This window comes from Phocaeicola coprocola DSM 17136 (assembly GCF_000154845.1).
Classification (GTDB): domain Bacteria; phylum Bacteroidota; class Bacteroidia; order Bacteroidales; family Bacteroidaceae; genus Phocaeicola; species Phocaeicola coprocola.
On the sequence record NZ_DS981498.1, the window covers coordinates 33,910 to 42,661 of the forward strand.

Consider the following 8,752-nt stretch of genomic DNA (forward strand, 5'->3'; position numbering starts at 1 on the left):
TTATGACAAAAAGCGCATTACAAATTGCAAGAGCTGCTTATCAGCCAAAATTGCCTAAGGCATTGAAGGGTGCTGTAAAGGTACAGGAAGGAGAACCTACACAGTCGGTTGCCGATCAGGAAGAAATCAAGAAATTGTTCCCGAATACTTACGGCATGCCGTTGATTAAATTTGTTGAAGGAGAAGAAAAAGAATATGCTCCTATGAACGTGGGAGTAATTTTGTCTGGTGGTCAGGCTCCTGGCGGACACAATGTAATCTCTGGTTTGTTTGATGGCGTAAAGAAATTGAACCCTGCAAACAAATTGTATGGTTTCATCCTGGGTCCTGGTGGATTGGTTGACCACAAATATATGGAACTGACAGCTGATATTATCGACGAATACCGTAATACTGGTGGTTTCGATATTATCGGTTCTGGTCGTACTAAACTGGAAAAAGAAGATCAGTTCGAAAAAGGTTATGAAATCTTGAAAGAATTGGGTATCAAAGCATTGGTTATCATCGGTGGTGATGACTCTAATACAAATGCTTGTGTATTGGCTGAATATTATGCAGCTAAGAACTATGGTATCCAGGTTATCGGCTGTCCGAAGACTATCGACGGTGACTTGAAGAACGACATGATTGAAACTTCATTCGGTTTTGATACTGCTTGTAAGACTTATGCTGAAGTTATCGGTAACATCCAGCGTGACTGTAACTCAGCTCGCAAGTACTGGCACTTTATCAAACTGATGGGACGTTCTGCTTCTCACATCGCTTTGGAATGTGCTTTGCAGGTTCAGCCTAATGTATGTATCATCTCTGAAGAAGTTGAAACTAAGAACATGTCTTTGGATGATGTAGTAACATATATTGCTCAGGTTGTTGCTGACCGTGCTGCTGCAGGAAACAACTTCGGTACAGTATTGATTCCGGAAGGTTTGATCGAATTCATCCCTGCTATGAAGCGTCTGATCGCTGAATTGAACGACTTCTTGGCTGCTAATGGTGAAGAATTCAACAACATCAAACGTTCTAAACAGCGTGAATACATCATCAGCAAGCTGACTCCGGAAAATGCTGCTATCTACGCTTCTCTGCCGGAAGGTGTTGCTCGTCAGTTGTCTTTGGATCGTGACCCGCACGGAAACGTTCAGGTTTCATTGATCGAAACTGAAAAACTGTTGTCTGAAATGGTTGCTACTAAGTTGGCTGCATGGAAAGAAGAAGGTAAATATGTTGGTAAGTTTGCTGCTCAGCACCACTTCTTCGGTTACGAAGGACGTTGCGCTGCTCCATCTAACTTCGATGCTGACTATTGCTACTCTTTGGGTTACACTGCATCTATGTTGATTGCTAACGGTAAGACTGGTTATATGTCATCAGTTCGTAACACTACTGCTCCGGCTGCTGAATGGATTGCAGGTGGTGTGCCTATCACAATGATGATGAACATGGAACGCCGTCACGGTGAAATGAAACCGGTTATCCAGAAAGCTCTGGTTAAGTTGGATGGTGCTCCGTTCAAGGCTTTCGCTGCTCAGCGTGAAACTTGGGCTAAAGAAACTGCTTATGTTTATCCGGGTCCGATCCAGTACTTTGGTCCTACTGAAGTTTGCGATCAGCCGACTAAGACTTTGCAGCTTGAACAAGCAAAATAATAATTGCTTATAAATAAAGAAATCTGTCATTGCCTTCTCTGCCTGTCTGTGACTGGCAGAGAGGTGCAGTGACTATTTTTTAATGTAACTGGATAGAACCTATGACAAAAGAACCGCCCATAATGGTGGTAAATAAGCTTCGCAAAACTACATCCCGTAAGCGGACGAGTTCTTCTTCATCGAATACGACTTCTTCTGGAGGACCGAAGAGAAGAACCAGACGCAGCAAGGATAAAAAGAAAATAGCACGTAAGTGGGAAGTTCCATCGTGGATATATTATATTCTGATGGGAGGGGCTGCTGCATTGCTGGTCATTGGGTTTTATTATTTCTTTATCCGTCCTTATGCATACAGATGGAAGCCTTGCTATGGTACAAAGGCATATGGCGTATGTCTTCCTTCGGGCTATCGGGTGCATGGGTTCGATATTTCTCACCATCAGGGTGAAATAAACTGGGCAGTGCTCAGCAAGACACAGTTTACTCCATTCCCTATCCGTTTTGTCTTTCTGAAAGCTTCGGAAGGTGGAGATTTCAGTGATACTACATTTGTCCATAACTTTGATCTGGCGCGACAGTACGGGTTTATCCGCGGTGCTTATCATTTTTATAATCCAAAGACAGATGCTTCGCGGCAGGCTGATTTCTTTATCCGCTCGGTTCAGCTGGAGCCGGGAGATCTTCCTCCTGTGCTGGATATAGAAAAGCGAGGGGATGATGACGACCGTTTGCGGAAAGATTTGCTGGTATGGCTTCGTAAAATAGAACAGCATTATAAAGTGAAGCCTATTCTTTATACTTCGTATAAGTTTAAAACTCGTTATCTGAACGATTCTGTCTTCAATACTTATCCGTATTGGATTGCTCATTATTATGTTGATTCTGTAGAATATAAGGGCCAGTGGAGATTCTGGCAGCATACAGATGCCGGTACATTGCCGGGCATAAGGGAACAGGTGGACCTGAATGTGTTCAACGGAACACTGGAGGAACTGAAGCAGATGACAATTCCTGTGTCTGAAGAAGAAAACTAACTATTTTATTGATTGGATTTACGCTTGCGGAGCTCTTCGGCAAGACGGTACTGGATGGCTGCTTCCATTTCTTTTCCGGCTTGTGTAAGTGCATCGCCAAAGCATTCGTGTGCTCCGGCGTGTTGAGGCTTCAGGGTAGTAGCTTTGTCGAGGTCGGCAATAGCTCCTTCGGTATCTCCTGTATGAAGACGCAGTTTTCCGCGGTTATAAACGGTTTTAAATTCCATCGGGCGCAGACGTACAGCCTTGTCAAGACAGGCTTCAGCTTCATTTATACGGTCGGCATTAAACAGGGTAACTCCTTTACGTACCCATGCATCGGCGTAGTCAGGATACAGTTCGATGGCTTTATCGTAATTGGCAAGTGCCGCACGGGTGTCGTGCATGTGTGTGATGCACTCATTTCCCATCAGGTAGTATTCTTTGGCGTATTTTTGAAGATTTCTCTGCTGTTCCTGCATCTGTTCTTTCAGTCGCTTGTTGTCTTCACGCAGCTTGTTGATGATGCCAAGTTTTTTCCGGATGAAACGTTGCTGGAGGGGCTTTTCTATATCGTAACGTGAATGGATAGCCTTAAAGAACTGATTGAGAAATTCTTCGAAGTCGCCTTTATCGAATGCTTTGACAGCAGCTACGTATTGTATGTCGGCCTGTGCTTGTTTCATGGCACGCTCGATGGCTTGTTCGTTGTTGAACCGTTGTGAAAAAGCTACAATTTCGGGGCGGACAAAGATATCTCCACGGGTTATTTCACGTTTCAGGCAGATGCCTTCCAGTGAAGTACAGCGGCTTAAAGCGACATAGGTTTGTCCGCCGGCGAAAACTCCACCGGTAAAATCGATGACTACCCGACTGAATGTAAGGCCTTGGCTTTTGTGTACGGTTATAGCCCAAGCAAGGCGGATAGGATATTGTGTAAATGTTCCCAGTTCTTCCTCCTCAATTTTCTTTTCTTCTTCATTATAACGGTAGCGGATATTGCTCCAGCTTTCGCGATGAACGTCCAGTTCTTTTCCGTCTTCGGTAATGACATATATGATTCCGTCGGCATCGATACCGGAAATGGTTCCGATGGTTCCGTTTACCCAGCGCTTTTCGGAATCGTTCTTGATGAAAATAATTTGTGCACCGGGTTTTATGGTCAGCTCCATAAGTGTAGGAAGACTGCTTTCGGGGAACTCGCCATGTATTTCTCCCTGCAGGGTGACGGCTTCGCCGGGAAGTTCGGCAAGACGACGTTCGTTGATGTAGTCTACGTTGTCTCGACGGGTGGCAAGAGTGATGTACATGTCGTTTTCGCTTGCCTTTACCGGGGCGTTGTAACGTGTGTTCAGCAGTTGTAGGTCGGCTGCTCCGGCGGTGTTTGTGCGGATATGGTCGAGCACGTTGACGAAGACTTTGTCGGTCTGTCGGTATACTTTAGTCAGCTCGATGGCTACCAGCTCCATTTCGCGGAATACACGTGCAGAGAAGAAGTAGGGATTGGGGTAGAAGCGATTAATGATTTCTCGTTCATCGCTTTTCACTACCGGTTCCAGCTGGAAGGCATCTCCTACGAGCAGCAGCTGTTTTCCGCCAAAGGGCTCGCGCATGTTCTGTGAATATACACGTAGCACTTTGTCAATGAAGTCGATGATATCGGCACGTACCATGGAAATCTCGTCGATGATCACCAGTTCGATATTCTTGATGAGTTTGCGGTGGTCTGATGAATATTTCAGGAAACTGTGCAGTTTTCCTCCTTTCAGACTAAAGTTGGGATCGTCGGGCAGGAGGGGATAGAAAGGGAGCTTGAAAAAGCTGTGCAGGGTACTTCCTCCTGCATTGATGGCTGCAATGCCTGTCGGGGCAAGTACCACAAATTTTTTCTTGGTAATCTGGCATACATGTTTCAGAAAGGTAGATTTACCGGTTCCGGCCTTTCCGGTCAGGAAAACCGACTGGCGGGTGTATTGTATCAGCTTTAAAGCATTTTGGAACTCTGCGTTGTCGGTATCTATCGGTGTATATGCCATAGGTGAAAACTTGATTTGCTGACAAAGATACATAAAAAAAGCGGTCGCATGTGCAACCGCTTAGTTGATTATTTACACGCCTCTCGGCATTTATCAGATTCTCTCTCAAAGCTGAAGCCTTTTTCAGCATTCAGCTTGTTTTTACTTGCTGATCTTATCGTTCAGCATTACGTAACCCCAGATCATTGGATCTGCATTTACGATCTTGTGAAAAATGTTTTTTACCTTTTTCATAATGTTATCCTTTCTTTTTTAGTTAAACATTAAATAATACCTGAAAACTTTACTTTTTAATTTTACGGCGAGCCTCACGGCCGGCTTTTTAATTCATCTTTTCAACCTTTAACCTTAAAAATTCAAATCTAGTTAAGTCTAGTCTTTTATTATTTCCTTTTGTTTTACACTGCAAATATACGAGTTATTTTAATAGAAAATATGTTTTATAGCATATATATTGCAAAAAGTGCCTCTTTTTTGACCTAAATCAAAAAAAGCCCTTCTTTTGTTACATAGGTGTGACGTGACTGAACATTTCTATCGGAGGGTATTGGACTTTTGGCGGAAAAAGTAATCGGGGCAGTCGATGAGGACTGCATGTTCTTCGCATATATAATAAGGTATATGATTGGTGTGTAGAAGGAGATTAATGCTAAAAAGAGAAACAAAATAGCTTTTATTTATGCTTTTAAACAGATTTTTCACTATTTTTGCGTTTTCAAATTATTAAGCAAAATTAAAATTCGATGAAAAAAACATTCTTATTCGTTCTTTTGATGTGCTGTTTTGCAGGAGTGGCAAAGGCACAAAACATCCAGTTGCATTATGATTTAGGACGTGCTATGTACAATTCTCTGGAGGACCGTCCATGGGTTACTACTACAGTAGAAATGTTTAAAGCTGACAAGTGGGGTAGTACTTTCTTCTTTGTTGATATGGACTATACAGATAAGGGCGTGGCTTCTGCTTATTGGGAAATCAGCCGTGAACTGAAATTCTGGAAAGCTCCTGTATCTGCTCATATAGAATATAATGGTGGTTTGAATTATATTAACAATGCTTTTCTGGCCGGTCCGGCATACAACTGGAACAGTGCAGACTTTTCTCGTGTGTTTGGTGTGCAGGTAATGTATAAGTATATCCAGAAGAATGACGAACCGCATAACTTCCAGGTGACTGGTACATGGACTATCAACTTCTGTCAGGGTAAGTATACTTTCAGCGGTTTTGCTGATTTCTGGCGTGAGAAACATTTTGATGTTCACGGTAACGAACATAATTACATCTTTATGACTGAGCCTCAGTTCTGGGTAAACCTGAATCAGTTTAAGCATGTAAATAAGGATTTGAATTTAAGCGTTGGTACAGAGTGGGAGATGAGTACGAATTTTGCTACTCGTAACGGATTCTATTATATCCCTACGCTGGCAATGAAGTGGACTTTCTAATAGATTTATCATAAAATTATAAATAGTATGCTGGAAAAATTGTTTGGCTTCGACCGGAAAGTGACACGTGTACGTACTGAGATACTGGCTGGTATCACAACTTTCCTGACGATGGCTTATATTCTTGCTGTTAATCCGAACATCCTGAGTGCTACGGGAATGGATAAAGGGGCGTTGTTTACTACCACTGTGATAGCGTCGGCCTTTACTACTTTGCTTATGGCTTTTTATGCCAAATTACCTTTCGGACTGGCTCCGGGTATGGGACTGAATGCCTTTTTTGCTTATACTGTTTGTTTGACACTGGGGTACTCATGGCAATTTGCACTGACTGCCGTTTTGCTGGAGGGTATTATCTTCATCTTGCTGACAGTTACCAATTTGCGTGAAAAGATCGTTGATGCCTTGCCGGCTACATTGAAAAATGCGATTGGTGCAGGTATTGGTCTGTTTATTGCTTTTCTGGGTTTGCAGAATGCTGGTATCATTGTGAATAATGATGCGACTCTTATTTCGTTGGGAGATATAACTTCAGGTTCTGCTTTGCTGGGAATTATCGGCTTGCTGGTTACATCTATCTTGTTGGTGAAGCGTGTACGCGGAGCTTTGCTTTTTGGTATTTTGCTGACTACAATTATTGGTATTCCAATGGGATTGACACATATTGACGGCATTGTAAGTGCTCCTCCTTCTATTGAGCCGATTTTCTTTAAATTCCAATGGGAACATATATTTACTAAAGAAATGGTAATAGTAGTGTTTACTTTCTTGTTTGTAGATATGTTTGATACAATCGGTACACTGGTGGGAGTAACTACTAAGGCTGGTATGGTGACAAAAGAAGGAAAGATTCCTCACTTGAAACAAGCATTTTTGGTAGATGCTGTTGGTACAACGGTAGGTGCTATGTTGGGAACCAGTACAATTACTACTTTTGTGGAAAGTGCTTCAGGAGTAGGTGAGGGTGGACGTAGCGGTCTGACAGCTTTTGTTACAGCTGTTTGTTTCTTGCTTGCTTTGTTTCTTGCTCCTTTCTTCCTGGCTGTTCCGGGGGCTGCTACTGCTCCGGTACTGATTCTGGTAGGATTGATGATGATGTCTTCTATCAAGAAAGTTGATCTTACTGAGTATTCGGAGGCTATACCTGCATTTATATGTATTATCTTTATGCCTTTGGCTTATAGTATTTCTGATGGTATTGTATTGGGAATGATAAGCTATGTGCTGATAAATTTATTATGCGGAAATTATAAGAAATTGACTCCGGCTATGTATATTTTGTCGGTTATCTTTGTCTTTAAGTTCTTTATGTAGAATCTAGTTTCTCTCTGTTTTAAGGGAGAGATAGCTTTGATAGATTAATATAAAAAGCATGTGAAATAAAAGTCTTCAGGCTTTGTTTCACATGCTTTTTTGATAGTATGCTCGGCATGAGTATTAGCTAACGGGTGCAAGTCCCCAATGAGCCCTAATAGCGGGAATCATACAGCCAATAGCAAGGGTGTCCATCGTGAGGTGGAATCTGAAAGAAGCTGGCGGCAAACATCTGGTCTGACGAACAGAAACTTCATATAAGGCATAAAAACCGTGGGTAAGGTTGCTATCCAAACCAAAGCCCTATAGCTATTCGGAACGGTTAATGTAGATGAAGCAGACATAAGATTGAAAGTTAATACCCTTATCCGAGGAGGTCTCACGGACGCATGAAAATAGAAAAAATCGAAATCAGCGGAGTAAAGCTTGCCGTGAGAAGTCAGCAGAAGTCATAGTAGCAAACGAGCCGATAGGTTTGCGAAGGACTGAACCTAATAATTAAACGATAGTAATTGAAACATACCTAATGAAAGAACGAATGCAGAAAACATTATCCGAAGTTAATGACTGCCCTCAAAGAGATAGGTCGGAAACCGAATGGTATGAGGGAGTGCAGACTTTCATGTGGATATGTGAAGACAACATCGTGGAAGTACCATTCGACAAGGAACACCTTTTCGAGCAAATCCTGAGTCCTGCGAACCTAAACCGATCCTATAAGGCAGTGATTGGAAACAAGGGCTGTGGCGGTATCGACAATATGTCATGTGAACAATTGTTTTTATGGCTATTAGCCAACAAAGATGCGCTCATCCGTTCCTTGATGGACGGTTCTTACCGTCCGAACCCCGTCAAAAGGGTAGAAATCCCCAAGGACAATGGCAAGATGCGTCTATTAGGAATCCCCACTGTGGTAGACCGTTTGGTGCAACAAGCCATTAACCAAGTTCTGAGTCCTATATATGAGAAACAATTCTCCAGGAGAAGTTATGGCTTCCGTCCGAGAAGAGGTTGTCATGACGCGGTGAGAGGAGCCCAAGAGATAATCAATACAGGCTACACGTACGTTGTAGACCTTGACCTTGAACGCTTCTTCGATACCGTGAACCATAGCAAACTCATAGAAATTCTCAGCCGTACTATTAAAGACGGCAGAGTTGTCAGTCTGATACACAAATATCTCCGAAGCGGTGTAATGAACAAAGGTCTGTTCGAAGTGAGCGAGGAAGGAACTCCCCAAGGAGGACCTCTAAGTCCATTGTTAAGTAATATTATGCTCAATGAGCTGGACAAGGAAC

6 protein-coding genes are annotated in these 8,752 nt (G+C 42.7%); 5 read left to right on the forward strand and 1 reads right to left on the reverse strand.

What is annotated here, in order from left to right; genetic code table 11:
- Nucleotides 1–2 precede the first annotated feature (2 nt).
- Nucleotides 3–1,646: a diphosphate--fructose-6-phosphate 1-phosphotransferase gene (locus BACCOP_RS14920; RefSeq protein WP_007570582.1), complete on the forward strand. Its 1,644-nt coding sequence runs from the start codon at nucleotides 3–5 to the stop codon at nucleotides 1,644–1,646.
- Nucleotides 1,647–1,747: 101 nt separating this feature from the next.
- Nucleotides 1,748–2,680, forward strand: a complete 933-nt coding sequence (locus BACCOP_RS14925) for a glycoside hydrolase family 25 protein (protein ID WP_007570584.1) — start codon at nucleotides 1,748–1,750, stop codon at nucleotides 2,678–2,680.
- A gap of 5 nt (nucleotides 2,681–2,685) precedes the next feature.
- Here BACCOP_RS14925 and BACCOP_RS14930 read toward each other — a convergent pair whose 3' ends face one another.
- Complete coding sequence (locus tag BACCOP_RS14930) at nucleotides 2,686–4,695, reverse strand: AAA family ATPase (RefSeq protein ID WP_040312139.1); 2,010 nt, start codon at nucleotides 4,693–4,695, stop codon at nucleotides 2,686–2,688.
- Between the two features lie 743 nt (nucleotides 4,696–5,438).
- On the opposite strand from BACCOP_RS14930, the gene BACCOP_RS14935 reads away from it, so the two are divergent.
- The 3 genes from BACCOP_RS14935 to BACCOP_RS14945 form a co-directional block, all read left to right on the forward strand.
- Nucleotides 5,439–6,140: a nucleoside-specific channel-forming Tsx family protein gene (locus BACCOP_RS14935; protein ID WP_007570589.1), complete on the forward strand. Its 702-nt coding sequence runs from the start codon at nucleotides 5,439–5,441 to the stop codon at nucleotides 6,138–6,140.
- A 27-nt stretch (nucleotides 6,141–6,167) separates the two neighbouring features.
- The gene (locus BACCOP_RS14940) at nucleotides 6,168–7,454 is read left to right on the forward strand and encodes an NCS2 family permease (RefSeq protein ID WP_007570591.1); all 1,287 of its coding nucleotides are present in this window, start codon (nucleotides 6,168–6,170) and stop codon (nucleotides 7,452–7,454) included.
- Nucleotides 7,455–7,980: 526 nt separating this feature from the next.
- Nucleotides 7,981–8,752: reverse transcriptase domain-containing protein (locus tag BACCOP_RS14945; RefSeq protein ID WP_007570594.1), on the forward strand; the 772-nt coding region annotated here is incomplete at its 3' end.